This is a genomic window from Paraburkholderia sp. BGA-UO-ETr-F12 (assembly GCF_059567945.1).
In genome coordinates this window covers 13,028-39,226 of the sequence record NZ_JCAQOZ010000046.1, presented here as the reverse complement: position 1 = coordinate 39,226, position 26,199 = coordinate 13,028, and the positions used below count along the sequence as shown (strand labels likewise).

Sequence of the window (26,199 nt, the reverse complement as noted above, 5' to 3'; positions counted from 1 at the left end):
CATAAAAATAGTCGAGGGCAAGCGTGGATGGATGCTGTTGTTCGTGCTGGGCCTCGTGTTCCCGTTTCTGGCCAGCAACGACTACATGCTCACGGTGATGTCCACCGCCTACGTCTTCGCGCTGGCCACCGTCGGGCTGAATCTGATTACCGGCTATACGGGACAGTTCAATCTCGCGCACGGCAGCTTCATGGCGGTGGGCGCATACACGGTGGGTATTCTGACGGTCGATCATCAGGTGCCGTTCTGGCTCGCATTTATTGCCTCGGGTGTGGTTGTCGCGATACTGGGCGCGCTGGTCGGTCTCGTGTCGTTGCGTCTGCGTGGCCATTACTTTTCCATTTTCACGCTGTGCGTCGGCTACATCATGTTTCTTGTGATCGAGAAATGGGACGCTCTCACGCATGGTGTCTCGGACATCGTCGGCATTCCGGCGCCGTCGGGCTTCGGCATCGTGTCGTTTGAGAACCCGCTGCCGCTCTATTACATGGTGTTTGCGTTTCTCGTGCTTGGTGTATGGCTGATGCATCGCATCGTCAATTCGCTGCTCGGCCGGACCTTCATGGCGATCCGCAATAGCGACGGCCTCGCGCAATCGCTCGGCATCAACCTGATGCGCAACAAGGTGCTGGCCTTCGTGCTCTCGGTCGTCTATGCCGGGTTCGCGGGCGGTCTCTATGCGGGCGCCGTGCGCTTTCTCGGCCCGGATCTGGCCGGCGTCGAGCACACCTTCGACATGACCATGTACATGCTGGTGGGCGGTATCGGCACCCTCGCCGGCCCGCTGCTCGGTGCGCTCGCCATACCATGGCTCACACAGTACCTGCAGTTCCTGCAGGCGTACCGCTTCGTCGTGTTCGGGCCGATCCTGATTCTGCTGGTGATCTTTCTACCGAACGGTATCGTCGGTTTGTATATCGCAAGAAAAAACCGGCGTGCGAAATCGGCTTCGCCGAAGAACGGCATGGCCGCACGTCAAGCGCAACGCGCGCGCGGAGACCGTCATGCTTGAAATCCACTCGCTCAGCAAACGCTTCGGCGGCCTCGTCGCGGTGGACGACGTCAGCACGCATATCGAAGCCGGCAAGATCAACGCGATCATCGGGCCGAACGGCGCGGGCAAAACCACCTTCTTCAATCTGATCAGCGGCACCCATCTGCCAAGTTCGGGACGCATCCTCTTCAAAGGCCAGGATGTAACAAAGCTGGGCGCCGACCGGATGGCGCGCCTCGGTGTCGCGCGCACCTTTCAATCGACCGCGCTGTTCGATCGGGCCAGCGTGCTCGACAACCTGATCGTCGGTCACCGGCTGCGGACGCGCTCGGGGCTATGGGACGTACTGACTCATTCGGCGCGGCTCAAGCAGGAAGAACGCATCTGCCGCGACAAGGCGCGCGCGGCGCTGGACTTCGTCGGCTTGTCGGCGATCGCGGAACGGATGGCGGGCGACATCTCGCAGGAAGAGCGCAAACGCGCGGCCGTGGCACTCGCGCTTGCCACTGAACCGAGCCTGATGCTGCTCGACGAACCGGCGGGCGGCGTGAATCCTGAAGAGACCGAAGGGCTTGCCGAACTGATCCGCAAGCTGGTGAAACACGGCGTGACGGTGTGTCTTGTGGAGCACAAGATGAATATGATCATGAAGCTCGCCGAGCGCATCATGGTGCTGAACTACGGCAAGAAAATCGCCGAAGGCACGCCCGCTGAAATTCGCGCGACCCCGGCCGTGATCGACGCCTACCTGGGGAGCGAGCATGCTGAAGTTTGACAACGTCTCGCTCGATTACGGCAGCTTCCGCGCACTGGACGGAATCAATCTGCACGCGAACGACGGTGAACTGGTGGTGCTGCTTGGCGCAAACGGCGCGGGCAAGAGTTCGATCTTCCTCGCCACGAGCGGCCTGCGGCGCGCCGCGAGCGGCAGCCTACGCCTGGGCACTCGCGAGCTGCTCGGCATGACGCCCGCGCAGATCGTGAAGAACGGCGTGATCCAATGTCCCGAAGGCCGCAAGCTGTTCCCGGGTATGTCGGTACTGAAGAATCTCACGCTCGGCGCCTACGTGCATCGCGGCGACAAAGCCGGCAATCAGCGCAATCTGGACCAGGTGTTCGCACTCTTCCCGCTGCTCGCCGAACGCAAGGACCATCCGGCGGGTTCGCTATCAGGGGGCCAGCAACAGATGGTGGCGATCGGCCGCGCGATGATGGCGCGGCCCAAGGTGCTGTTGCTCGACGAACCGTCACTCGGTCTCGCACCGCTGGTGGTCAAACAGGTATTCGAGGTCATCCAGCAGATCAATCGCGCGGGCACGACTGTGCTGCTCGCCGAACAGAACGCGTTTGCGGCACTGAAAATCGCGCACCGTGCGTACGTGATCGAGAACGGCCGCATCGTGCTGGAAGGCGATCACGCGAGTCTGATGAACAACGAAGCGATCCGGCGCGCTTATGTCGGCGGTTGAACGAAATTGACGCATGGCCTGGCGCATGAAGATCATGCACCGGGGCGATTCGAATAATCCCAAAGGAGACACGTATGACGATCAAACGCTTGTACGCACGGGCGGGCCTGTGCGCGGCTGTCGCGACGATTGCGCTATTGGGCACGGGCGCCGCAATGGCGCAACAGGTGGTCCATATCGGCTACTCGGGCCCGTTGAGCGGCGGCGCGGCGAAGTACGGTCAGGAAGTGCTCGACGGAATGCAGATGGCGGCGGCCGATGTCAATCAGGCCGGCATCGAAGTGGCCGGCAAGAAGATCAAGTTCGAAATCGTGCCGCTCGACGACAAGTACAACCCCGCCGAAACCGCGATCAATGCGCGGCGTCTCGCGCAGGAGCAGCAGGCCACGGTCGTGCTCGTGCCGCATTCAGGTGGCGGCTTCGCCGTGCAGACCAGCAACGAGCAGCAGAAAATACTGCTGCTCTCCTACACCAGCGTGCCGCAGATCAGCGAGCGCGGCAACAAACTCACCGTGCGTATTCCGCCCGCGTTCACGTCGTATCTGAACTCGTTCGTCAAGTACGAAATGGCGACGTACGGCAAGAAAGTGGCGCTTGCGGCCACCGATACCGATTACGGCAAGGTCTGGGTTGCCGCATTCAAACCCGCGTGGGAGGCGGCCGGCGGCACGGTCGTCGCGGACAATGCAATGTCGTATAACCGCGCCACCGATTTCTATAGCGGCGTAAGCCGCGTGCTGGCGGCCAAACCGGACGTGATGTTCATCGGCGGCCCATCCGAGCCGACCGGGCTGATTGCACAGCAGGCGCGCGAATTGGGCTTCAAGGGCGGCTTTATCGTGATGGACCAGGCCAAGCTCGACGAAGTAGCCAAGGTCACGGGCGGCTATGCGCCGCTGAACGGCGCGATCGGGGTACTGCCCTTGGCCAGCGACGAAACGCCGAATGCCAAAGCGTTTGTGGAACGCTTCCGCAAGAGCCACGGCGGCCGCGATCCGAGCCAGGAGGTCTCGCTGAATTACACCGCGGTATACGCAACGGCCCTTGCGATGAAGTTGGCCGGCACGGTCAGCGACGCGACCGCGATCCGCAATCAGTTCGACAAGGCCGTGAAAGCGCTGCCGCCGCAAGCCAATCCGAACAGTGTGAGCGGCGTCGACGAACGCGGCGGCTTTGTGCTCGGCAATCCGCTGGCGGCGGTGGTTCAGGGCGGACAGTTGAAGTCGGCGGGTTTGAGTTCGTTGGCCGCGGCGAAGTGATGACGCGATAGGAACGGAGAAGGATTCAGGAAAGGCGCCGTGATTTTCACGGCGCCTTGAATTTTAGAAACCTCGCGTGTCCGAGACCTCCTTGCGAGGCGTCCGCCGGCTCCCGGCTACCCTTTCAACGCTTCGATAATCTGCGCGCGCACTTCAGGCCGCTCCGCAAACGGGTCCGTCGGATTGCGCGGCATGACGATATCCTCGGCACGCGTTTTCACAGCGCCTAACGCGTGCGGATGCGAAAAGATATAGAACTGCTCTTCGCGGATCGCATTGAACACCATATCCGCGACCTCCCGCGCGCTCACCTTCCCCGAACTCACTGCCTTCTCGCTCATCACACGCGACACACGCTGCGATAAGGTCGGCGGCGTGTCATTGGCGAGTTCGGACGGCCGGTTGCGATGCGCCTTCGCAATCCCCGTCGGCACAAAGTACGGGCACAGCACCGAACACGCCACCTGCTGCGTGACCAGCGAAAGGTCCTGATACAGCGATTCGGTCAGCGACACCACCGCATGCTTCGACACGTTGTACGGGCCCATCATCGGCGGATTGAGCATGCCGGCCATCGACGCGGTATTGACGATGTGCCCGCGATAGTCCGGATCGCGTCTGGCCGCTTCCAGCATGAGGGGCGTGAAAACCCGCACGCCATGAATCACCCCCCACAGGTTGACGCCCAGCAGCCATTGCCAGTCGCGCTCGGTGTTCTCCCACACAAGGCCGCCGCTGCCGCCCACGCCCGCGTTGTTGAAGACCAGATGCACGCCGCCGTAAGCGTCGAGCGTGGCGCGCGCCAATGCGTCGATCTCTTCGCCTTTCGCGACGTCGACACGGCGCGCGATCGCCTGCGCGCCGGCCGCGCTTACTTCGGCAAACGTTTCGTCGAGTGCGTCCTGTTGCACGTCGGCGAGTACGAGGCGCATCCCCAGTTTCGTGCCGAGCCGAGCAAACTCCCGGCCGAAACCGGAGCCCGCACCCGTGATCACCGCGACCTTGCCTGCAAAATTGTTCATGCGTTGTCCCGTTTCCAGTTGCCATGTCCAGTCAGATATCACTGCTCGATGCGCTTCCGGCACTGCCACCGCTATGAGGCGCCGCCTTCGCTCTGACTGGCCGCCGCCGTGCGCGCCGCATCCTCTTCCTGTAACTTGCGCCACAGAATCTTGCCGCTACCCGACTTGGGCAGCGACGTCACGAACTCGACGATGCGCGGCGCCTTGTAAGACGCCATCTGTTCGTGCGCCCAGTCGACAATCTCCTGCTCGCTGATCGCACCGGCATGCGCCGCGGCGGGCACTACCAGCGCCTTGACGGTTTCTCCGCGCTTCGCGTCCTTCACGCCGATCACGCACACTTCGTGTATCGCGGGATGCCGGTACATCAGCGCCTCGACTTCAGCCGGCCAGACCTTGTAGCCCGATGCGTTGATCATCCGTTTAAGGCGGTCCGTCATGAAGAAATAGCCGTCCTCGTCGATATGACCGAGATCCCCGGTGCGCAGAAAACGCTTGCCGTCGAGTTGGATAAACGCTTCGTCTGTCGCCTTGGGATTGCGCCAGTAGCCTTGCATCACCTGCGGCGCATTCACGATGATCTCGCCGGTTTCGCCTTGCGGGAGTTCCTGCAGCGTGACCGGATCGATCACGCGCGAGTCCACGTCGAACACCGGAATGCCGAGACACTGCGGCTTGGGCCGATGCGGCGGATTGATGTGCGTGCCGGCGATCGTCTCGGACATGCCATAGCCTTCGACGTAATCGAGCCCCGTCAGTGACTTGAGCTTTCTGGCGATGGCCTCCGGCATCGCCGCGCCGCCGCCGCGCGCGCCTGTCAGGCTCGACAGATCGTATTCGTCCAGTTTTGGGTTGGACAGAAAATCGACCATCATCGCCGTGATCGACTGCCACGCGCTCACGCGATATTTCTGCATGCATAGCGCCGCCGCTTCCCGATCCCAGCGAGGCAATATAACGATGGTTGCCCCGGAGAACACGGCGCTGTTCATGCCGCCTTGCATGCCGGTCACATGAAACAACGGCAATACCGAGAGATACACACCGTCCGAGGGCGCCGAGAACCACACGCAACCGCCCAGCAGCGTGCTCATCACGCTGCGGTGCGTGTGCATGCATCCCTTTGGCTTACCGGTGGTGCCGGAGGTATAAGGCATCACGCACAGATCGTCCGGACCGGCGGTGAGCGGACCCGGCGCGAGATGTTTTTCGAGCACCTCGCGCCACGGCGTGACGCCCGGCATATCGAAGGTCTTGCGCGGCGCCGCCACCAGTTCCGGCACGGGAATCGACGATGGCCCCTTCACGTAGTCGCTATAGGTTGCGACGATCGCATGCTCGATGCCGCGCCCCGGGCCAGTGCCGATCAGCGGCGCGACGTTCGCGAACAGGCATTGCGGTGCAATGATCGTAGTCGCGCCGCTATCCTCGACGTAATGCGCCAGTTCGCCGCTCATATTCATCGGGTTGACCGGCACCACGACGGCGTTTGCACGCAGGATTCCGTAGTAGGCAATGATCCATTGCGGGCTGTTCTGCATATAGAGCAGCACGCGGTCGCCGGCCTTGACGTGGCACTCCTGTTGCAGAAAGCCCGCAATCCGCTCGGCTTCGTCCTTGAACGCGGCGAACGTGACCGGCGTGTCATAGAAAATGATGAACGGCTTGTTGGGATAGCGCGCCGCCGACACCTCGGCGTTATAGAAGATATTGGTTTCGGGCAGCGTCAGATGCTTTGGCACGTGCGGCGGCCAATGCGGATAATGGCGTTCGTTCATAGGCGTCTCCTGCCTGACTGTCTGTGCGCGTCGCACGGGGCACGCGCTTCGTTCACATCCGCCGCATGGCGGATGCGGCCAACTGATGAATCCGGTGAATCAGAGGTGGCCACCGGCGGCTTCACAAACGCCCGAGGTGACGTCCAAGCTCCATCTTCGCGATCGCATTGCGGTGTACTTCGTCGGGGCCGTCCGCAAACCGCAGCGTGCGCGAGCTCGCGTATGCGCGTGCGAGGCCGAAGTCGTCGCTGACCGCGCCGCCGCCGTGCACCTGCATGGCCCAGTCGATCACCTGGCACGCCATGGCCGGTGCGGCCACCTTGATCATCGCGATTTCCTGGCGCGCGTCCTTGTTGCCGACCGTATCCATCTTGTGCGCCGCGTTCAGCACCAGAAAACGCGTCTGATCGATCATGATGCGGGCGTTCGCGATCCGCTCGCGCGTCACCCCCTGGTCGGCGATTGGGCGGCCAAACGCCACGCGTTCGAGCGAGCGGCGGCACATCGCCTCGAGCGCGCGTTCGGCGCGCCCGATCAGGCGCATGCAGTGATGGATGCGGCCCGGCCCGAGCCGCCCCTGCGCGATCTCGAAGCCGCGCCCCTCGCCGAGCAGCATGTTGCCGGCCGGTACCCGGACGTTTTCAAAAGCGATTTCAGCGTGGCCGTGCGGAGCGTCGTCATAGCCGAATACTGGTAGATGGCGCAGCACTTTCACGCCCGGCGTGTCGATCGGTACGAGGATCATCGACTGCTGCTGGTGCCGGTTCGGGTGATCCGGATTCGACTTGCCCATGAAGATCAGCACCTTGCAGCGCGGATCGTTGGCGCCCGAGGTCCACCATTTGCGGCCGTTCAGGATGTAGTCGCCGCCGTCGCGCTCGATACGCGCTTCGATATTGGTCGCGTCCGACGAAGCGACTTCCGGTTCCGTCATCGCAAAGGCCGAGCGAATCGTGCCGTCGAGCAACGGCAACAACCATTGCTCCTGCTGTTCGGGTGTGGCGTAACGCACCAGCGTTTCCATGTTGCCGGTGTCGGGTGCGGAGCAATTGAACGGCTCCGCGCCGATATGCGAGCGCCCCATGATTTCGCACAGTGGCGCGTATTCCAGGTTGGTGAGCCCAGCCCCGTATTTCGACTCGGGCAGGAACAGGTTCCACAAACCCACGGCCTTCGCTTTCTTTTTCAGATCCTCGATCACCGGCGCGGGCTGCCAACGGTTGCCGGATTCACGCGCGGCGTCCATCTGCGCGTCGAAAACCGCCTCGGCCGGATACACGTATTCGTCCATGAAAGCGTTCAGGCGCTGCTGCAAATTCCTGACTTTGTCCGAGTGCTGAAAATCCATGCGGCGTCTCCCGTCTCATGCAAAGCTGTTGTGTGCGTGGGCCCGGCGCGCCTGAACCCACGCGCAGTGCCTCGGAACCGCTCCGTTAGACCATGAGTCAGACGATGATCGAGCCGCCGTCCACCGCGAAATACTCGCCTGTGATGTGACGCGACGCCTCGCTCGCGAGGAACACGACCGGGCCTTTGAGGTCTTCGTCGCCGCCGAGGCGCTGCAACGGTGTGCGCGCCACGATGGCGCCTTCGAGTTTGTCGAGCAGTCCTGCCGACATTTTCGAGGGGAAGAATCCCGGGCAGATCGCGTTGACGTTGATGTTGTACTTGCCCCATTCCGCCGCGAGCGCCCGCGTGAAGTTGATCGCCGCGGCCTTGGACGTGTTGTACGCAATCGTGTTCATGCCGGGTGGCGAGCCTTTCAGGCCCGCCACCGAAGCGATGTTGATGACCTTGCCGGCGCGGCGCGGGATCATGCTGCGCTTGCCGACTTCACGAGCGACGAAAAACGGCGCATGGACATTCAGGTTCATCACCTTGTGCCACGCTTCGTCCGGATAGTCCTCAGCCGGTGCGCCCCATGTCGCGCCCGCGTTGTTCACGAGAATGTCGATGTGGCCGTGCGCGCCGATCACTTCATCCACGAGGCCGGGGATACCCTCGAAGCGCTGCAGGTCGTTGACCAGCGTCTGCACCTCGATTCCAAGGCTTTGCAGATGCGTTTTCGCCTCGGCGAGTTCGTCGGCCTTGCGCGCGGTGATCGCCACACGGCAACCCATTTCCCCCAGCGCCTCGGCCATTTGCAGGCCCAGCCCGCGAGAGCCGCCGGTGATCAGTGCAACCTTGCCGTCCAGTTGAAACAGGTCTTTCACAGACATTACGCCGCTCCTCCAGTTGTTCTGCAATGCAGACTTTCATTCCAGATTTTTCAACCATCATACGTGCCGAAATTCACCGTGTAAATAAAAGCACGCTCATTCACTTTTGCTTTAAACTGACACGCATCGCCGATGGGCGGATCATCGGGACTTACCCGAATACCGCACTTTTAATCGAGCCGCGCCCATGCGAGCCGTGCGTGCCGACACGCGTGCGGCGTCGTTGTTCTGCATAGCGGCTCACTTCTGACGGGTCTTCTTCCATGCAAGATGCGCTGATCATCAACTCGCGTGATCTGGAGTTCCAGCTATTCGAAGTGCTCGAGGCCGAGACGCTCACGCAGCGCGCGCGCCATGCCGACCATAGCCGCGAGACCTTCAACGCGGCGCTCGAAACAGCTCACGCGGTCGCCACCGAAAAATTCGCGCCGCACAACCGCCTCTGCGACGAACACGAACCGCAATTCGACGGCCAGCGCGTGACGATGCCTGCCGCGGTAAAGGAAGCGCTCGACGCGCTCCGCTCCGCAGGCTTTCTTGCTGCCGGCAAAGATTACGAATTGGGCGGCATGCAGTTGCCCGCGGTGATTTCCTTTGCGTGCCTGTCGCTCTTCAAGAGCGCCAACATCGCCACCTCGTCTTACGCGATGCTGACCACGGCGAATGCCAACGTGATCGAACGTTTCGGCAGTGCTTCGCAAAAGCGCAAGTATCTGCAGGCATTACTGGAGGGCCGCGCGTTCGGCACGATGGCGCTGACCGAGCCGCAAGCAGGCTCGAGCCTGTCGGATCTCGTCACCAGTGCGGTGCCCAATGAAGACGGTACCTATTCGATCCGCGGCAACAAGATTTTTATTTCGGGCGGCGATCACGAGCTTAGCGAGAACATTGTCCACCTGGTGTTGGCGCGCATTCCTGGCGGGCCGCCGGGCGTCAAAGGCATCTCGCTCTTCACGGTGCCGAAATTCCACGTGAACGACGACGGCAGTCCCGGCGCGCGCAACGACGTCGCGCTGGCGGGGCTGATTCACAAGATGGGTTGGCGCGGCACCACGTCGACGATGCTGTCGTTCGGCGAACGCGGCGAATGCATCGGCGAACTGGTGGGCGAACCGCATCATGGTTTGGCGTATATGTTCCACATGATGAACGAGGCGCGCATCGGCGTCGGCCTCGGCGCGGTCATGCTCGGCTATCGCGGCTACCTGGCCTCGCTCGATTACGCCCGCGAACGGCCGCAAGGACGGCGCCCGGACAACAAGAACCCGCTCGATCCGCAATTGCCGCTGATCGAACATGCCGACGTGCGCCGCATGCTGCTTGCCCAAAAAGCGTATGTGGAAGGCGCCTACGCGCTGTGCCTGTACGCGGCGCGCCTCGTCGACGAGCAGAACACCGGCGAGAGCGACACTGCGCGCGCCGAAGCGGGCCTGCTGCTCGATCTGCTGACGCCGATCGTGAAGTCGTGGCCCTCGCAGTGGTGCCTGGAGGCGAATAGCCTGGCGATCCAGATTCACGGCGGTTATGGCTATACGCGCGAATATCCGGTCGAACAGTTCTACCGCGACAACCGCCTGAACATGATTCATGAAGGCACGCACGGCATCCAGGCGCTCGATCTGCTCGGCCGCAAAGTCGTGATGAAACAAGGCGCGGCGCTCGCACTGCTGGGGCGTGAAATACAGCGCAGCATCGAGGCGGCGCGCGTTCATCCGGCGCTGCAAGCGCACGCGGATTCACTCGGCAACGCATGGAGCGAATTGACCGGCACCGTCGAAGCGTTACTGCCCACCCTGGCAAGCGAAAGCGAACGCGCGCTTGCCAACGCAAACGCTTTTCTCGAAGCGTTCGGTCATATCGTGCTTGCTTGGACCTGGTTGCGCCAGGCGCTCGTTGCGAGCGCGGCCTTACCTGAAGCTGAAGCGAAGAACGAGGCTGACGGCGACTTCTATCGCGGCAAGCTGCATGCGTGCCAGTGGTTCTTCCGGTGGGAATTGCCGCGCGTGTCGCAGATGCTTGCCACACTGCGCGATCTCGACGATACGACGCTCAGCATGGCGCCGCAGTGGTTCTGAATGCCCTCGCCTGCTCAATGCGACAGTGCGCTTTCCAGTTGCGTCACCACGTCGATCAGGCGTGGGCGCACCTCCTCGAGCAGGAATTCTTTCGAGAGCCTGAATGAGGGGCCGCCGACATTGATTGCCATGATCGGCAATTCTCCGCCCGGCTGGAAAGCGCGCGCGATGCCGTTCACGTCTTTCTGCCAGTCGCCAAACGAAGTCGTAACCCCGAGCGTGCGGTAGTCTTCGAGCGCATTCTCGATGCCGCGGCGGGTTTTCGGCCACGCCACATGATCGAGCTCACGCACCTGCTCCATGAAGCTGAGACGGTCGTGTTCAGGAATCGCCGCAAGCCATGCACGGCCAATCGCCGACGTGGCGACCGGAATACGCGAACCGACTTCCAGGGTCAATGCGAGCGCTACCGAGCCCCGGCAGTTTTCCACGTAGATCATCGAGAGGCGATCGCGCGTACCCAACGACACGCTCGCGCCGATGGTCTCCGCCAATTCCTGCATCACCGGCCGCGCAATCTTGCGCACATCGAGCCGCGCCAGCATCGCGCTGCCCAACGCAAGCGAGGCCGTGCCAAGCCGGTATTTACCGCTCTCTTTCAGATGAATCAGATAGCCGAGCAGTGTGAGCGTGTGAGTGAGGCGCGAGACCGTCGATTTCGGCAACTTGCAACGCAAGGCGAGCTCCTGATTGCTCAGTGACTTGTCGCCCGAGCGGAAACACGCCAGCACTTCGAGTCCACGCGCGAGCGCCGTAACGAAATGCCGGTCGTCCTTATGCGCCTCGTGTGCCGTCCGGCTCGCGAGGACTGAACTTGTCCTCGCGGATGCCGCGGGCGATGCAGTGTCGCCGGCGCGCAGATTCTCGGCCGGATTATCGATTGGGCTCTGACTGGTTTTGCTCAAAATGAAACGCGCTCCTGCGAAACGGCACCATCTGAAAGACAAACCGTGGCCCGGATCGCGAGTGATCCGGCTGCGGAATTATAGACAAACGCAAGCCGCCGCTCAGGCCTCTTCTTTCGGCGCAGCCACCACCGGGCTGAAGAAATAGACGATCGCGCCGATCGCAAGCGGCACGACAGTCACGGCGAACAGCGCCGAGTAGATTCCCGCGTCCGATAGATGCGCTCGCTTTGCGGCGCCCGCGATCCAGCCGAAACAACTGCTGGTTAGCGCCACGCCGAGAAAAACCAGGCTATTGAGCAGCCCCAGGCCTAGTCCGAGCCGGCGCGGCGCGACGATGGCACGCGCTTGCGACATCACGAGCGGATGGATCGAGCCGACCGAGAACAACACACAGATCAACGCGACGCTGAGTACCCAGTTGCCGTCCGGAACGAGCGCAAGCACGAGTGCCGCCAGCACGCCGCCGATCAGCCACAGCAACGAGATCAGCTTGGGCGCGCAGAATCGCACGGCGAGCGGGATGCCAAACGAAGCGGCGATTCCGATCACGCTGGTGACAGTCATCGCATTGCCGCGCGCGATGACGTCGAAGCCGTAGACGTCGGCAAGATACGGTCCGCCCCATGACGTGCGAAACGTGCTGCCGACCGAGAGCGCGAGGCAGGCGGGCATCAAGGTCCAGAAACCCGTGTACCGCCTCACCGCGCCGGCCGCATGTTGCGATGCAGCGAGGCTTCGCTCATGCTCGACGGCATCGCGCCGCTGCACGAAGCCCAAGACGCCCAGCGTTGCGCATAGCATGGCGAGCGCGGCGGTGACCATGACCGGACGCCAGCCGAAGCTGGCCGTCGCCCGGCTCAGCGGAAACGCGGCAAGCAAGGCACCCGCCATGCCGATCGCACTCGCCGTCGTGACCGCGCGCACATTGCGCGTGCCGTGGCCGCTACGCAGCACGTAATTGAGCAGTCCCATGAAGACGGGCGCGCAGCCCAACCCGACGCCGGCTTGCGCGACAAGCGCCACGGTTGCGCTCGTTGTGATCGAAAGGACGCCGGCACAGGCGGCGCCGATAGCCATCAGAAACGCGGTGGGTCCGCGCACGCCGTAGCGGTCGAACATCAGACCGACCGGCAGTTGCGCGATGGCGAACACGAGAAAGAACGAACCCGCGAACCAGCCGAACATTTGCGGCGAGAAATGAAAATCGCCGATCAGTTGAGTGGCAATCACGGCGATGTAGCTGCGGAAAAATTGACTGAGCACGTAGCTGAAAGTCAATGCCCACAACCCGTAATCGATCGACGATCCGGTGGGTTCCGTGCGTGTTTCGTGCAATCGTTGCTGTACGCCATCGGACATCTGCGGTGCGCCTTTGATGATCGAAGCCGCCATGATAGGGCAACCGGCAACGGGCGGCAGGGTGAGTTTTTTCAGCACTTGCGCGTTTGCTGGAGTATTGTTTAAACGCGCTGGAAGCTTCACGACGTCACTCTTCTACAAGACAGGGAGCTCCGTGCAGGCGGAAAAGCGCTTGCAGGCGCGTGTTTTTTGCATGCAACGATGCGACATCAACTTTTCGAGGAATGGAGAAAACGTGAAAACAGTCAATCTATTGAAGGCACTCGGCATCGCATTGTGTGTGGCGACGGCATCCAGCGCCTATGCCCAGGCGAGCGATGCCATGGCCTCCGACAGCATGGCCGCCCCGGCTGCCAGCCCTAAAACCGTCAAGAAGGCGGACCGCAAGCTGGGTCTGGACGTACGCAAGGCTTTGTCGAAAGCCCAAGGTTTTGATGTGTCGAACGTGTTTGTCCGCGCGCGTGGAGGCGCGGTGACGCTCACTGGCACAGTGCCCGACGGCGCACAGATTTCGCAGGCGGAGGAAGTCGCCAAGGGTGTTGCAGGCGTGAAATCGGTGAACAACAAGCTGACACTCGGCACGCAGGGCGGCGGTGGGGGTTGATCGCGCCGCGCAATTGATCAGCGACGGCGGGTTACGACAGAGAGCGTCGCAAGCGCCCATTTGCGGCGCTGCCTGTCGTCCCGCCTCGTTCTGTTCCGCTCCGGCATTTAAAAACCTTCACCGTCGAACCAGGCCGACGACATAGCGGCAAACTGTGTTCCCGCCATTGAAGAACTCACACTCGAGCGGCGCGCCGAGCTGCAGGCAATCCCCTTCCGCAAGCTGATACACCTGCCGGCCTTCACGAAAAGTCAGGACCCCTCGCGTCACCCAGATCTGCTGATGCTGAAACGCAAAGGCATCCGGCGGATAAGGCACCCGCACCCCCACCGGCAATTCGATCTCCAGCAACTCGAGCACCCCGCCGGTAGGCGGTGAAATCCGCCGCCGCGTATAACCCGTTTCCGGGTCCTGCCAGACAGGCTGCCCGGCTCGCCGCACCAATCGCTCGCCACTCTGCTCGGCAAGCGCCAGCAGGGTCGACAAGGTCAGACCGAAAGCGCCCGAGAGACGGCCGAGCACGGTAGCGGTTGGACTCGCCTCGCCCCGCTCGATCTTGCTGATCATCGCCTTCGACACCCCCGAGCGCTCCGCCAGTTCGCTCAGCGACCAGTTACGCGCTTCGCGCTCGGTCTTGACGCGTGAGGAAATCGCCTCGGTCAAATCGATAGCAGAGGATTCGGACATGAAAGGATCGGAACCGGAAAAAGGTGAGCTTACCGTGAGCTCGTTCACTTTGAGCCCTCATTAAAGGCCAGAATCAATGTCTTGCATAGTGATTTTTCGTCCACTATATTAAACGCACGATACCCGCCCGGCTTCACCGCCCGCTCGCCTGTTCTGAACTGCACCCGTAAGCATCCGTCCACCTCAGCCGGAAGACACCATGCCGAAGGAAATTGTTCTCAACGCTTTTGACATGAACTGCGTCGGCCACATCCAGCAAGGCATGTGGACTCATCCGCGCGATCAGTCCACCCGCTATACCGATCTTCAGTACTGGACCGACTATGCGCGCTCGCTGGAGGCAGGTCTGTTCGACGGCATTTTTTTCGCCGACGTGGCGGGCGTGTACGACGTCTACGGCGGCAATCCCGACGCGGCGATTCGCGGTGCGGTGCAGGTGCCGGTGAACGATCCCACCTTGCTGATTCCGGCCATGGCCGCCGTTACGCGTCACCTGTCGTTCGGCGTTACATCCAATCTCACCGTCGAGCAGCCCTATCTGTTCGCGCGGCGCATGTCGACGCTCGATCATCTGACCTGCGGCCGGGTCGGCTGGAACATCGTGACGGGCTATCTGAACAGCGCGTCGCGCGCGATCGGTCTGTCCGGGCAAATGGCCCATGACGACCGCTACGATCTCGCCGACGAATATATGGAACTCGTCTACAAACTGTGGGAATCCAGTTGGGAAGACGGCGCAGTGCTGCGTGATAGAACGCAAGGCATCTATGCGGACGCATCGAAAGTCCATGTGATTCGTCATCACGGCAAGCAGTATCGGGTAGACGCTATGCATCTGAGCGAACCGTCGCCGCAACGCACGCCGGTACTCTACCAGGCGGGATCGTCGGCGCGCGGCAAGCAGTTCGCCGCGGCGCACGCGGAGTGCGTGTTCGTCAACGGCCAGGCGAAGGCCGCCGTGAAAACCATCGTCGACGATATCCGCGCTCACGCCGTGGCGCATGGGCGCCATGCGAACGATATCAAGGTGCTGCTCGGGCAAACGGTAATCACAGGCCGGACGGATCGCGAAGCACTGGAGAAGTACGCCGAATACCGGCGTTACGTGAGCAGCGAGGCAGCGCTCGTGCATGCGGCGGCGTCGCTCGGTATCGACTTCGCGCGCTATGACCTCGACGAACCGATCGACACCGGCAAGAGCCAGGCTATCGTCTCGAACGTCGAGGCGATGACGCGCGCCGCCGGCCCGCAATGGACCCGGCGCAAACTGCTCGAACAGATGGTGCTCGGCAGCCGTCAGGCACCGCTCGTCGGGTCGGCCGAACACATTGCCGACGAACTCATCGCATGGACCGAAGCAACTGGCGTGGACGGTTTTAATCTCTCGCGCACGGTCGCGCCGGAATGCTTCGACGATTTCATCGCACTCGTGGTGCCGATTCTGCAGGAACGTGGCGCCTATAAACACGCATATCGCGACGGCACATTGCGTGAAAAACTATTCGGCCACGCACGTTTGCCTGCCAGCCACACGGCGGCCCGGTTTCGCGGAGGCGCGGATCCCCATGCTTGACAAGCACATCTTTCGCGACGCCATGGCCGGCCTTGGCGCCGCCGTCAACATCATCAGCAGCGACGGCGTCGCAGGTCTCGCAGGCTGCACGGCCTCCGCGGTATGCGGCGTGACGGACGAGCCGCCTACCCTGCTCGTCTGCATCAATCGCGGCAGCCGCAACAACGCGACCTTCCGCGCCAACGGCGCGCTGTGCGTCAACGTCTTGAGCGCGGATCAGCAAGCCCTTGCGGCGCATTTCGCCACGGGCTCGCTGCCCATGACCGAGCGCTTTGCCGCCGCGCAATGGAACACGCTCGCAACAGGCGCGCCCGTCCTGCTCGGCGCGCTTGCCTCGCTCGACTGCGAGATCGAATCAGTCACCGAAGTCGGCACGCATACGGTGTTCTTTTGCGCGGTGAAGGCCGCGCATACGCATGTCGGCGGCGATGCGCTGATCTACTACGGCCGCCGTTATCATCGGGTCGGCACGCGCGGCGCGCCGGCAACGCTCGCTCAACCCGCCCAGTGTCCCGGCACCCACGCCCAGTGATTGCCTTCCCAGCGATAGTGGCCTTTCACCCAGTGATAACCCGGCGCGGGTGCGGGCGGCATCACCTCGACGAGCGGAGCGGGCTGTGGCGGCCGCGCCGGTTCGACGACGCAGGCTGATAACAAGGCGGCACTCAGGCCTGCAAGCGATACGGCACGAATAGTCGATCTGATTTTCATATGCTCTCCCTGGTAATTTTCAAGTCATGCACGCACGAGCCCGGTAGTTGGCCGCATTCCCGCGTTCTGGCCGAACAACGTGTTCGCCGTACGCTGCGGATCGAGGCCGAGACTTTCGCTGGCGGCACCGGCAATCAGCGCGTCCAGTGACATGGTCGGTTTGAGATCGCGCGCTTCGTAGAGGTCGGCCGGTTTCAGGCCGGGCCAGTCAGCCAGCACGCGTCCGCCCGCTACCGACCCGCCCAGTACCATCGCCACCGAGCCGGTGCCATGATCGGTGCCGCCCGTGCCGTTGACCGCAACAGTCCTGCCGAATTCGGTGGCCACCACCACGGTGGTCTTGTTCCACAGCGGACCCATGCCGTCACGCAGTGCCGCGAGCATCGTATCGAGCGCTTTCAACTGATTGGCAAGCCGCGCGTTCTGCGCCGTATGCGTGTCCCACCCGCCGGTTTCAATCATCGCGATCCGTGGACCGTCGTCGCGCGACAGAAAGCCAGCGGCAAGCTTGCCCAGGCTCGCCGGGTCCTGACGCGCACCGGCCTCGCCCGCGAGCCCGCGCGCGGTCATCGCCGATTCCCACAGCGGGCGCAATTGCGCGTCCTGGTCGTACAGTTGCGAGACTCGCATCAGCAGATCGTCAGGCGCGGGCGGCAAGCCCGAGGGCGCGTACGACGTCACCGCCGCCTTGCCACGCAGCGCCATCGGCACGGTCGGCGCGAAGGCAATCGCATTCTCGCGCGTGGCCGGCAGCGACGCGACGAGCCGGTTCAGCCAGCCGTCCTTCATCTGATACGGCGCGGTGCCGCCGGTCTCCAGCACGTTCTGCCCGTCGAAGTGCGAGCGGTCGCGGTACGGCGACGCCACTGCGTGGACGAACAGCGCCTGACGATTCGCATACATCGCGGCGGTCTGCACCAGCGCGGGATGCAGCGCGAAGGTGCCGTCGAGCTTTGTCGCGTTGCCGGTGTCGATCGCGAGTGCGCCGCGCAGCGACGCGTAGGCGGGTTCCGCATACGGCATGACGATGCTCAGCCCGTCGGCCGCGCCGCGCTGGATGACGAATATGAAGCGGCGCTCGGTTGCGACGCTTGCAAAAGCGATCCGCGGCGACACCAGAATCGCGCCCGCGCCTGCGGCGGCGACGCTCAAAAACTTGCGGCGTGAAAGCATGGCATTCATCTCCGTTGAAAATCCGGCGAGACCAGCAGCAGCGCGATCGCCGTCGACGCGCTATCGGCACGCGACACGGCCGTGGCGGTCGGGGCGCTGAGCGAGCCGGCCAACAGGGTCTGGCCGAGCGCGCGCGCATCGAGCCGGTCGCCTACCCGGGCCGCGAAGCGCTGCGCGACATCGACCCGGCGCACGAGTGCATCGGGCGCCGCCCAACTCGCGGCGATGTCGTCGTATCCGGCGGGCGAACCCGGTCGCCATACCGGCTGGCCGAGTTGCGTCAGGATAGGGGCGGTCTGCAGATTGCCGAGGTCCTGCCAGCCGAGCCCGCGCATTGAAGAAATGGTCCACTCCCACGGCGTCTTGAACTTCGTGGCGACGGGCGACCACGCCTGCGGCAGGTCGATCAGCGTCCGGTACACGGTCGGCAGATCGCCGCCGCTGCGCTCGAATGCGTTCGCCAGCCGCTCGCTCACTTCAGGCGGCGGATTGTCCGCGACGAAGTGACGGGCGAGCTTGCCGCCGATGTGCTGCGCCGTCGCCCGCGAACTCGCGAGGTCGTGCAGGACCGCCAGGGCCTGCTCTTCTCCGGGCTGGTCATAGCGGCGGCCCATGATGGTTCGCGAGCCCGGCTCGTGCAGCGCGACGCGAAACACGAAGGTGCCAGGGGCGGCGTCCGGTTGCGCGCCAAACCGGCCCCGCTTAGCCGCATTACCGGGATTGCCAGGTTTTCCGGCGAGGCTCCAGCCGGTCAGCGCGCGGGCGAATTCGGTGACGTCGTCCTGGGTATAGCCGCTGCGAACACCGAGCGTGTGCAGCTCCATGATTTCGCGCGCGAGGTTCTCATTCAGCCCGCGTTTGACGTTTGGATTACGCTGCTCGGCGCGCATGGCCGCCACGCTGTCCGGTCCGACCGAGCGCGTCTGGTCGAGAAACAGTTGCATGGCCGGATGACGTTCGACCGCGACCAGCATGTCTTCGAAACGGCCAAGCACATGCGGACGGATCGCCTCCGCTTCGAATGAGCCGGCCAGCGCGGCGACGCCGGGTTTTTCCGTGGACACCGCGAAGTGGTTCGCCCAGAAATGAACCAGCCGCTCCACGAAAGGCGTCTGCGTGGTCAGCGCGCTTGCGACACGCGCGTTCACCGAGGCACGGTACATTGCGGCAATCTCGCCGCGCAGCGCTTTTCGTTCGGCTTGCTTAGCAGTTTGGGCTTGCGTGTCTGTTGCAGCTTGTCCGGCGCCTGGCGAGCTCGTCTGCGCATTACCCTGACTGGCGAGCGCACCCTCGCCGACATTCTGCGGATTTTTCCGGGCCAACTGATTCAGTTCCATGCGCTGCTGGATCAGTTCGGTGGACAGCGTCACCGAGTCGGGCTGGTTCGCCCATGCGGCAGGCCGCGCCTGATACTGTTCGAACTGCGCGAGCAGCCACGCCTTCGGGTCGGCGGGCGGCGTGTCGTCGACACGCGCGCCAAGGCCGAAGCGGTTCAGTGCAATCGCCGCGGCATTCATGTTCGGTGAGGTAGACATACCGTCCTCTTCGGCGTTGGATATTTCTTTAAACGAGCGCAACGATGAAATCCGTCGCGCTCGCCCAGAAATTTTTATCCACCCGAAGCGGCACCTGATGCTGTACTCGAAGCATCGCTCGAGGTCGGACTGGAGGCCGCCGGCTGCGGCGGTTTTTTCGCATTGGCGGCCGCTTGCGGCTCACGCCATTGGCCGCGCAGCTTCAGGCTGTCGGCGAATTCGACGCGCTCCTCGGGCGACAGCGTGGCCGCAAAATCCGCCACACTGCCCTCCACTTGCGCGCGCAAGCTGCTGTCCGCTTCACGCGTGCGGGCCAGCGCGGCATCCAGCGCCGCGCGATCGAACTGAGGCGCGGCGAGCAGCCGCAACACTTCGTGTCGCCCTTCGCGGGCATCGCGGGCAAAATCGCGACCCTCGCGGCGCGCTTTCTTCAAGCTTTCGAGAAAAGCCTTCTGACGCTCGGCCGACAGCGTTTCGGCCGCGAAACGCAGCGCCGTGCGTTGCTGCGCCTGCACCGGCGTCATCGCGCCATGTGCCGCGAACCATTGATAAGCACCACCGACAATCGCACCCACCAGGAACACGTTGAGCACCAGCGAAGCCACCAGCACGATTTTCCATGACCGGCCGTTCATTCGCCGCTCCAATCGGCAGATGAACCACCGAAGCTCGAGGTTAAATAAGAAGACTCATGCACAGGCGGAGCCGTCCACGTCAACACGAAGAACGACACCGCAAAAGCGCCGGCCACGCCGCCCAGCAGTCCAACGCCCGCCACCGCCGCGCCCGACCACCATAACCGTTTGCGCGGCACACTGGGCCGCCGCGCCGGCGCGCTGCCGATGATGCGCTGCTGCAATGCCGCGCCCGGCGGCTCGACCTTGTCGGACGCGAGCCACGCATCGATGCCGGCCGCGTCCGCCAGCATCGCATCGGCCTCGGCACGGTGCGCAGCGGCCCACGCCTGCCCCGCTGCGCGTTCCTGTTGCGGCCAGCGGCGCGGATCGGCGCCGTAGGCTTCGACGATCTGATGGAATCTTTCGGGCGTCATGATTTGTCCTTGCTAAGGCCGCTGCCGGCCAGTTGGGCGCGCAGATTGCGGCGCGCACGTGCCAGCAGACTTTCCAACGCATCGACCGTGATGCCCATCAGGGCGGCAGCGTCGATGTTCGACATCTCCTGGTAGTAATTGAGCACCAGTGCCTCGCGCTGTCGTGCCGGCAATGCGGCGAGCGCCTCGCGAACGCGCTCGTCCTGGGCGCGCGCTTCGAGGGTGGCGTCGGGTAATGCGGCGGGGTCGACTTCATCGGGCAGGTCGTCGTCGGGGACTTCGCGGCGGCCGCGCAACCGGTCATAGCAAAGATTGAGCGCTACGCGGTGCACCCACGTATCGACCTTCGCCTCACCTTCCCGCCAGCGCGGGGCCTGTTTCCAGATCCGCACGAAGACCTCCTGCGCCACGTCTTCCGCTTCCATGCGATCTCCCAGCATGCGCGTGGCGAGCGCGAGCAGACGCGGCAGCTTGCGCGCGACGAGCGAACGGACGGCGGCCGGGTCCTGCCTGGCAACCCCTGCCAACAGCTCCGCATCAGGATCGCGTTCGCTCAAGGCATGCGGCTCCACAACGCAAGCAAAATGCGAAGCGCGGATCGATCGGTTGTGCGCGCACCGTTACGAACAGTGCGCGCCGGGCAGGTGGCAAGGTGCATTGAGCTCAATATACGACGACCGCCGGCCGATAGTAGGCAGGCCGCGCCGGGTAGACGACACAACCGGCGAGTGTAGCGGCCAGCAGAATGATCACAAGCGTTTTCATGGCAACCTGTCTGATGGGATTACAAAGCGCGCCACGGCGCTCGACGTTCAGGCCCAATGCCCTTCGACCCAGCGCCAGTTCGGGCCGCGCTGCACCCAATGCCCCGGCACCCAGCGATAGCCGGCCCGGACCGGCCGCCAGTGGCCGGGCACCCATACGTAACGGCCATGGTCCCAACGCCAGCGACCCTGATCCCAGACGTAGCCGGCACGCGGCGCCGGCATCACCTCGACGCGCGGCGGCGGCGGCGCCATGGGTGCGACGATCACCGCTTGCGCCAGAGCGGGCACGGTCGTCAGCGCTGCAACGCACGTGATCCCCGCAGCGAGAACGGAAGTCAGAAGGCGGACCGGTCTGGTCGATGTCATGCTGGTTTCTCCCTTAAGTGCCGAAGCCAGAAGCGGCTGCGTTTCTTCTTGAACGCAACAGCCAGAGAAATCCGTCGTTTTGATTTGCACTGAAAGAAACGCAATGTGGCGTGCGAATCGTGACCGGCAACACCGCCCTCACGTTGCGGCTCGCAGAAAGTAGAACGACAGCAAAAGTTATTCAAATGAATGGCAACCGATAGGCAACGTAATGTTCGCGCCCCGAAATCTTAATCAGCCGATGTTTCAATGCGCGCTGTTTCTAGCGGTAAGACGTCTCAGTTGTCCTTCTAACTTCCTAACAATATCCCCAGCGAATATCCACACGTGCATCACTGGAAACGCTGAACGGCGAAGTCGAATCTGGAGCCAGTCACATGTTCCGTAGAACCCTGTTACCCATCCCGTTTGCCGCGATGCTTGCGCTCGCAGCATGCGGCAACAATAACGTGAGCACGCCGGCGTCAGCGCCGGCTACCGCTTCGACGCCGGCAGCAACCGTATCGGCGCAGGATGCCGTCGCGACGGCCACGCCGATCAAGCACGTGGTGGTGATCTTCGGCGAGAACGTTTCGTTCGACCACTACTTCGCCACCTACCCGCAGGCCTCCAACCCGGTCGGCGAGCCGCAATTCACCGCGGCGGCGGGCACGCCCACGGTCAACAACCTCGCCAGCAACAATCTGATCACCGCGAACCCGAACGCGCTGTCGACCTCGCCGAACACGGCGGGCCGCACGGTCGGCTCCGTGACAGTCGCGGGCCTGGGTCTGCCGGCCGCCGACCTGCTGCCGTTCCGTCTCGATCGTTCGCAAGCCAATACGTCGAGCCAGAATCACGCGTACGCCGCGGAACAGCTCGCGTATAACAACGGCGCGATGGATTCGTTCCCGCTGTTCACGGCGGCCGGTTCGACAATTGCCGGCAGCACCGGCGCGTTCGCCACGAAGGGCCAGGTGCTCGGCTACTTCGACGGCAACACGGTCACGGCAATGTGGAACTACGCGCAGAACTTCGCGATGAACCAGAACGCGTACACGGACACGTATGGTCCGTCGACGCCGGGCGCGATTGCAGTGGTCTCGGGCCAGAACAACGGCGTGGTGGTGACGGGCGGTACCTCGGCCAACGCGATTCCGGATTCGACCGGCGGCTTCACGCTGGTCGGCGATCTGGACCCGACCGGCGACGTCTGCACGATCGCGGCAAAGAGCACGGTGACGGCGGCGATGTCGTCTGCCAACAAGAACATCGGCGACCTGCTGAACGCGAAGGGCCTCACGTGGGGCGGCTTCATGGGCGGCTTCAACCTGAGCACGGTGAACGCCAACAACACCACCGGCTGCTCCCGTTCGACCTTCTCGCAAGTGCTGAACGCGACTAAGCCCGACTACGTGCAGCATCACGCGTGGTTCCAGTACTACGCGAGCACGGCCAACCTCGCGCACACCCGTCCGACGTCGACGGCGGTAATCGGCATGACCGATCCGCTGGACAACTCGGCTACGCCGGTTCACCACCAGTACGACACCGACGACTTCTTCGCCGCGGTGAAGGCCGGCAACTATCCGTCGGTGAGCTTCCTGAAGGCGCCGGCGGTCGGCGACGGTCACCCGGGCAACTCGGACCCGATCGACGAACAGGCTTTCGTCACGAAGGTGATCAACTTCCTGCAGCAACAGCCTGACTGGAAGAACACCGCCGTGATCATCGCTTACGACGATTCGGACGGTTGGTACGATCACCGCTTCATGGCGCCGAAGAACTCGTCGTTCGATTCGACCACGGCGCAATCCGCGGGCGGCGTGACGGTGGCCGGCACCGACAACCTGAGCGGTACGGGTCAGTGCACGGCAACGGGCGCGGTTCAACCGCAGGGTGTGAATGGCGGCACGGTGAACGGCCGTTGCGGCCCGGGTACGCGTACGCCGTTTATCGTGGTGTCGCCGTGGGCGAAGGTCAACTACGTCGACGATACGCCGATCACTCAGGCCTCCGTGGTGAAGTTCATCGAGGACAACTGGCTCGGCGGTCAACGCCTTGGCAACGGTTCGTTCGATGCAACCGCCGGCAGCATCATGAACATGTTCAACTTCTCGGGCTCCGGCAACAATCCGACGGTGTATCTGGACCAGAACCTGGGCACCAGGCTGTCGGCGCCGCCGGCGAGCTGAGCGACACGTGTGAATGGCTCTTATGGTGCGCTCCCGATGGATTCGACCTCAGGTCATGCACGCGTGCTGTTCGTGCGTGACCTGACGAAGCGCGGCACCAGCAGGGTATGAAGCACATCAAGCTGTAGCTGGGCGTCGAGCCAGTGCAAACGTGCTGGCTCGATTTGCTTTTTGATCGAACCCGATCGAATTATTTGTCACTACCGCCATGAATCATCCTTCAGACGCCGCCCTGCCCTCGCACCTGCCTGCCGGCGGTGAGCCGGGTCCCGTCATTACCCGTCGCTCGTGGCTCAGGCTGCTCGTGTGGAGTGCCGCCGGCATCGTGCTTGCGCTCTTCGTGGTTTGCGCGTACGCGCTCGTCTATCCGGAACGGATGCCGCCCGCCGTCGGCGCGATCGTCGAAGAAATCACCGGCGCGAATCCGAATCCGGTTCAACTGATGCGTCCACAAGACGCGCCGCTGAGCGCGGTTGCGCTGCTCGGCAAACAGATTTTTTTCGACGCGTCGCTATCGGCTTCGGGTACGCAATCGTGTGCGTCGTGCCACTCGCCACAGCATTCGTACGCACCGGATAACGCGTTTCCGGTGCAACTGGGCGGCGCGCACATGAATCAGGCCGGCTACCGGCCGCCGCCGTCGCTGGCCTATCTGTATCGCCAGGCTCCGTTCAGCATCGGGCCGGATCAGGGCGATACCGACGTGCCGGTGGATATGACGCAACTGGCCTCGCAGGCCGCCGGCGTACAGCGTGCACAGAAGACGGCGCTCGCCGCGCCGGCCGCTCCGGCAATGGTGCCGCAAGGCGGCCTGTTCTGGGATGGCCGCGCCGATACGCTGCAAATCCAGGCAATCGGTCCGCTGACCAACCCGGTGGAGATGGCCAATGCGACGCAGGAAGATGTCGCGCACAAGCTGCTGCAAACGAAGTATCTGGACCAGTTCAAACAGATCTTCGGGCCGGGCATCGTCAGCAATCCGAGTCTGCTGATTTCGGAAGCCATGTTCGCAGTGGGACGGTATCAGACCGAGGATCAGTCGTTTCATGCCTTTAACAGCAAGTACGACTACTGGCTCGAAGGCAAGGCGCGCCTGACGCATGCGGAGCTGCATGGCTTGCAGTTGTTCAACGACAAGGACAAGGCTAACTGCGCCGGTTGTCACCTGAGCCAGCCCAGCAAGGACGGTCTGCCGCCGGTGTTTACCGATACGCAGTACGAGGCGCTTGGTGTGCCGCGCAATCCGGCGATTCCCGCCAACAAGGATCCGAAGTTCTTCGATATGGGCGTGTGCGGGCCGTTCCGCGACGACATGAAGACGGAGACGCAGTATTGCGGAATGTTCCTGACGCCGACCCTGCGTAACGTTGCCGAACGCAAGGTGTTCTTCCATAACGGCGTTTATCACGACCTCAAACAGGTCATGGATTTCTACAACCTGCGCAATACGGCGCCCGAGAAGATCTATCCGCGGGATGCGTCGGGCAAGGTACAGAAATACAACGATCTGCCGCCGCAGTACCACGCCAATGTCGACGTCGCCGACGCGCCGTTCGATCGTAAATTCGGCGATCAGCCGGCCATGACGGATCAGGATATTCAGGACATCATTGCGTTTATGAAAACGCTGAGTGACGGGTACAAGCCCGGTTCCTGAGCGCTTACGGGCAACGGTCGCGTAGCGCTTGCATAATGTTTGCGCGGCGGCCTGCGCGGCGCCGCGCGAGCCGGTGAGGTATCCTTGCCGGTTGCGCGACCACTTTCCGTACCCTGCCCGATGGCTGATTTCCCTTTCGACGCCGTACTTTTCGACTGCGACGGCGTGCTCGTCGACTCCGAACCCATCACCAATCGCGTGCTCACCGAAATGCTCGGCGAATTAGGCTGGCAATTGAGCGTCGAAGAGGCGATGCAGATTTTTGTCGGCAAGGCCGTTCGAGATGAAGCCGCACTCATCGAGGCGCGCACGGGTTTCGCAATCACCGCGGACTGGCTCATGCAGTTTCGCGCGCGCCGCAATGAGGCGCTCGATCGCGAACTGGTAGCGATTGACGGCGCGGCCTCGGCCGTGCGCGCGCTTTACGCGACGCTCGACGGACGCATTGCCGTTGCTTCAGGCGCCGATCGCGTCAAGGTCGAGTTGCAACTGGCCAAGGCCGGTATTCTCGACTGCTTCACAGGGCGTATTTCCAGCGGTCACGAAACGCCGCGCAACAAACCCTATCCCGATGTCTATCTCGCCGCAGCCGCAGGCTTAGGTGTAGATCCGCAACGTTGCGCCGTCGTGGACGATACGGTCACGGGCGTGACGGCCGGTGTGGCCGCCGGCGCCACGGTGTTCGGCTACTGCCCGAAAGAATTGAGCCACAGCAGCGCGACTGCGCTGCACGGCGCGGGCGCGGTTCACGTCTTCCGGGACATGGCCGAATTGCCCGCCCTGCTCGCCGGATGGCGCGGCGTGCAGGGCTGAAGCCT

25 protein-coding genes are annotated in these 26,199 nt (G+C 63.1%); 11 read left to right on the top strand and 14 right to left on the bottom strand.

All coding sequences use genetic code 11. The features are described from left to right. Positions 1-31: 31 nt before the first annotated feature. The 4 genes from AC57B6_RS19445 to AC57B6_RS19430 all read left to right on the top strand — a co-directional run bounded on the left by AC57B6_RS19445 (position 32) and on the right by AC57B6_RS19430 (position 3,722). Positions 32-1,012 carry a branched-chain amino acid ABC transporter permease gene (locus tag AC57B6_RS19445; RefSeq protein WP_496422064.1) on the top strand — a complete coding sequence of 327 codons (981 nt, stop codon included), beginning with the start codon at positions 32-34 and terminating at the stop codon, positions 1,010-1,012. Next, on the top strand, positions 1,005-1,769 hold the full coding sequence (locus AC57B6_RS19440) for an ABC transporter ATP-binding protein (protein WP_496421928.1): 765 nt from the start codon (positions 1,005-1,007) through the stop codon (positions 1,767-1,769). Before AC57B6_RS19445 ends, AC57B6_RS19440 begins: the two co-directional genes overlap by 8 nt. Beyond that, a complete protein-coding gene (locus tag AC57B6_RS19435) occupies positions 1,756-2,463 on the top strand; it encodes an ABC transporter ATP-binding protein (RefSeq protein ID WP_106356596.1) in 708 nt (235 codons plus the stop codon). Before AC57B6_RS19440 ends, AC57B6_RS19435 begins: the two co-directional genes overlap by 14 nt. 74 nt (positions 2,464-2,537) lie before the next feature. Beyond that, positions 2,538-3,722: an ABC transporter substrate-binding protein gene (locus AC57B6_RS19430; protein ID WP_496421927.1), complete on the top strand. Its 1,185-nt coding sequence runs from the start codon at positions 2,538-2,540 to the stop codon at positions 3,720-3,722. Between the two features lie 116 nt (positions 3,723-3,838). On the opposite strand, the gene AC57B6_RS19425 is transcribed toward AC57B6_RS19430, so the two are convergent. From AC57B6_RS19425 to AC57B6_RS19410, 4 genes are all read right to left on the bottom strand, one after another. Further along, positions 3,839-4,744, bottom strand: coding sequence for an SDR family oxidoreductase (locus AC57B6_RS19425; RefSeq protein ID WP_046570593.1), 906 nt, complete (start codon positions 4,742-4,744; stop codon positions 3,839-3,841). A gap of 71 nt (positions 4,745-4,815) precedes the next feature. Beyond that, a complete protein-coding gene (locus tag AC57B6_RS19420; protein ID WP_496421926.1) occupies positions 4,816-6,522 on the bottom strand; it encodes a long-chain fatty acid--CoA ligase in 1,707 nt (568 codons plus the stop codon). A gap of 121 nt (positions 6,523-6,643) precedes the next feature. Then, entirely contained in the window at positions 6,644-7,870 is a 1,227-nt protein-coding gene (locus tag AC57B6_RS19415) for an acyl-CoA dehydrogenase family protein (protein WP_030100623.1), read from the bottom strand. 97 nt (positions 7,871-7,967) lie between these two features. After that, positions 7,968-8,741, bottom strand: coding sequence for an SDR family oxidoreductase (locus AC57B6_RS19410; RefSeq protein WP_183803721.1), 774 nt, complete (start codon positions 8,739-8,741; stop codon positions 7,968-7,970). A 263-nt stretch (positions 8,742-9,004) separates the two neighbouring features. Between AC57B6_RS19410 and AC57B6_RS19405 the strand changes: the two genes are divergently transcribed. Continuing rightward, on the top strand, positions 9,005-10,816 hold the full coding sequence (locus AC57B6_RS19405; RefSeq protein ID WP_496421925.1) for an acyl-CoA dehydrogenase: 1,812 nt from the start codon (positions 9,005-9,007) through the stop codon (positions 10,814-10,816). 14 nt (positions 10,817-10,830) lie between these two features. On the opposite strand, the gene AC57B6_RS19400 is transcribed toward AC57B6_RS19405, so the two are convergent. Together AC57B6_RS19400 and AC57B6_RS19395 are read right to left on the bottom strand one after the other, a co-directional pair. Next, positions 10,831-11,721 carry an IclR family transcriptional regulator gene (locus tag AC57B6_RS19400; RefSeq protein WP_235430070.1) on the bottom strand — a complete coding sequence of 297 codons (891 nt, stop codon included), beginning with the start codon at positions 11,719-11,721 and terminating at the stop codon, positions 10,831-10,833. Between the two features lie 102 nt (positions 11,722-11,823). Then, a complete protein-coding gene (locus AC57B6_RS19395; protein WP_496421924.1) occupies positions 11,824-13,083 on the bottom strand; it encodes an MFS transporter in 1,260 nt (419 codons plus the stop codon). A 235-nt stretch (positions 13,084-13,318) separates the two neighbouring features. Between AC57B6_RS19395 and AC57B6_RS19390 the strand changes: the two genes are divergently transcribed. Then, positions 13,319-13,687 carry a BON domain-containing protein gene (locus AC57B6_RS19390; protein WP_046572982.1) on the top strand — a complete coding sequence of 123 codons (369 nt, stop codon included), beginning with the start codon at positions 13,319-13,321 and terminating at the stop codon, positions 13,685-13,687. Between the two features lie 117 nt (positions 13,688-13,804). Here AC57B6_RS19390 and AC57B6_RS19385 read toward each other — a convergent pair whose 3' ends face one another. Further along, positions 13,805-14,374, bottom strand: a complete 570-nt coding sequence (locus tag AC57B6_RS19385) for a helix-turn-helix domain-containing protein (protein WP_046570600.1) — start codon at positions 14,372-14,374, stop codon at positions 13,805-13,807. A 199-nt stretch (positions 14,375-14,573) separates the two neighbouring features. Between AC57B6_RS19385 and AC57B6_RS19380 the strand changes: the two genes are divergently transcribed. Together AC57B6_RS19380 and AC57B6_RS19375 are read left to right on the top strand one after the other, a co-directional pair. Then, positions 14,574-15,947 (top strand): LLM class flavin-dependent oxidoreductase, encoded by a 1,374-nt coding sequence (locus AC57B6_RS19380; protein WP_496421923.1) that lies wholly within the window; start codon positions 14,574-14,576, stop codon positions 15,945-15,947. Next, positions 15,940-16,479 (top strand): flavin reductase, encoded by a 540-nt coding sequence (locus AC57B6_RS19375; protein ID WP_496421922.1) that lies wholly within the window; start codon positions 15,940-15,942, stop codon positions 16,477-16,479. The genes AC57B6_RS19380 and AC57B6_RS19375 overlap by 8 nt, the downstream gene beginning before the upstream one ends. On the opposite strand, the gene AC57B6_RS19370 is transcribed toward AC57B6_RS19375, so the two are convergent. The 7 genes from AC57B6_RS19370 to AC57B6_RS19340 form a co-directional block, all read right to left on the bottom strand. Further along, positions 16,443-16,658 (bottom strand): YXWGXW repeat-containing protein, encoded by a 216-nt coding sequence (locus AC57B6_RS19370; RefSeq protein ID WP_028194398.1) that lies wholly within the window; start codon positions 16,656-16,658, stop codon positions 16,443-16,445. The genes AC57B6_RS19375 and AC57B6_RS19370 overlap by 37 nt on opposite strands. A gap of 24 nt (positions 16,659-16,682) precedes the next feature. Beyond that, on the bottom strand, positions 16,683-17,831 hold the full coding sequence (locus AC57B6_RS19365; protein ID WP_496421921.1) for a DUF1501 domain-containing protein: 1,149 nt from the start codon (positions 17,829-17,831) through the stop codon (positions 16,683-16,685). Between the two features lie 5 nt (positions 17,832-17,836). Next, the gene (locus AC57B6_RS19360; protein ID WP_496421920.1) at positions 17,837-19,366 is read right to left on the bottom strand and encodes a DUF1800 domain-containing protein; all 1,530 of its coding nucleotides are present in this window, start codon (positions 19,364-19,366) and stop codon (positions 17,837-17,839) included. Between the two features lie 74 nt (positions 19,367-19,440). Further along, entirely contained in the window at positions 19,441-20,001 is a 561-nt protein-coding gene (locus AC57B6_RS19355; RefSeq protein WP_144193828.1) for a periplasmic heavy metal sensor, read from the bottom strand. After that, positions 19,998-20,417: a hypothetical protein gene (locus AC57B6_RS19350; protein ID WP_028194394.1), complete on the bottom strand. Its 420-nt coding sequence runs from the start codon at positions 20,415-20,417 to the stop codon at positions 19,998-20,000. The genes AC57B6_RS19355 and AC57B6_RS19350 overlap by 4 nt, the downstream gene beginning before the upstream one ends. Then, the gene (locus AC57B6_RS19345; protein WP_246216418.1) at positions 20,414-20,974 is read right to left on the bottom strand and encodes an RNA polymerase sigma factor; all 561 of its coding nucleotides are present in this window, start codon (positions 20,972-20,974) and stop codon (positions 20,414-20,416) included. Before AC57B6_RS19345 ends, AC57B6_RS19350 begins: the two co-directional genes overlap by 4 nt. 255 nt (positions 20,975-21,229) lie before the next feature. Continuing rightward, entirely contained in the window at positions 21,230-21,550 is a 321-nt protein-coding gene (locus AC57B6_RS19340) for a YXWGXW repeat-containing protein (RefSeq protein WP_046572984.1), read from the bottom strand. Positions 21,551-21,927: 377 nt separating this feature from the next. Here AC57B6_RS19340 and AC57B6_RS19335 point away from each other — a divergent pair, with 377 nt between their 5' ends. The 3 genes from AC57B6_RS19335 to AC57B6_RS19325 all read left to right on the top strand — a co-directional run bounded on the left by AC57B6_RS19335 (position 21,928) and on the right by AC57B6_RS19325 (position 26,194). Next, a complete protein-coding gene (locus tag AC57B6_RS19335; protein ID WP_496421919.1) occupies positions 21,928-23,724 on the top strand; it encodes a phospholipase C in 1,797 nt (598 codons plus the stop codon). Between the two features lie 208 nt (positions 23,725-23,932). Continuing rightward, entirely contained in the window at positions 23,933-25,381 is a 1,449-nt protein-coding gene (locus tag AC57B6_RS19330; protein WP_496421918.1) for a cytochrome-c peroxidase, read from the top strand. A gap of 120 nt (positions 25,382-25,501) precedes the next feature. Continuing rightward, positions 25,502-26,194 (top strand): HAD family hydrolase, encoded by a 693-nt coding sequence (locus AC57B6_RS19325; RefSeq protein ID WP_025648083.1) that lies wholly within the window; start codon positions 25,502-25,504, stop codon positions 26,192-26,194. Positions 26,195-26,199 lie beyond the last annotated feature (5 nt).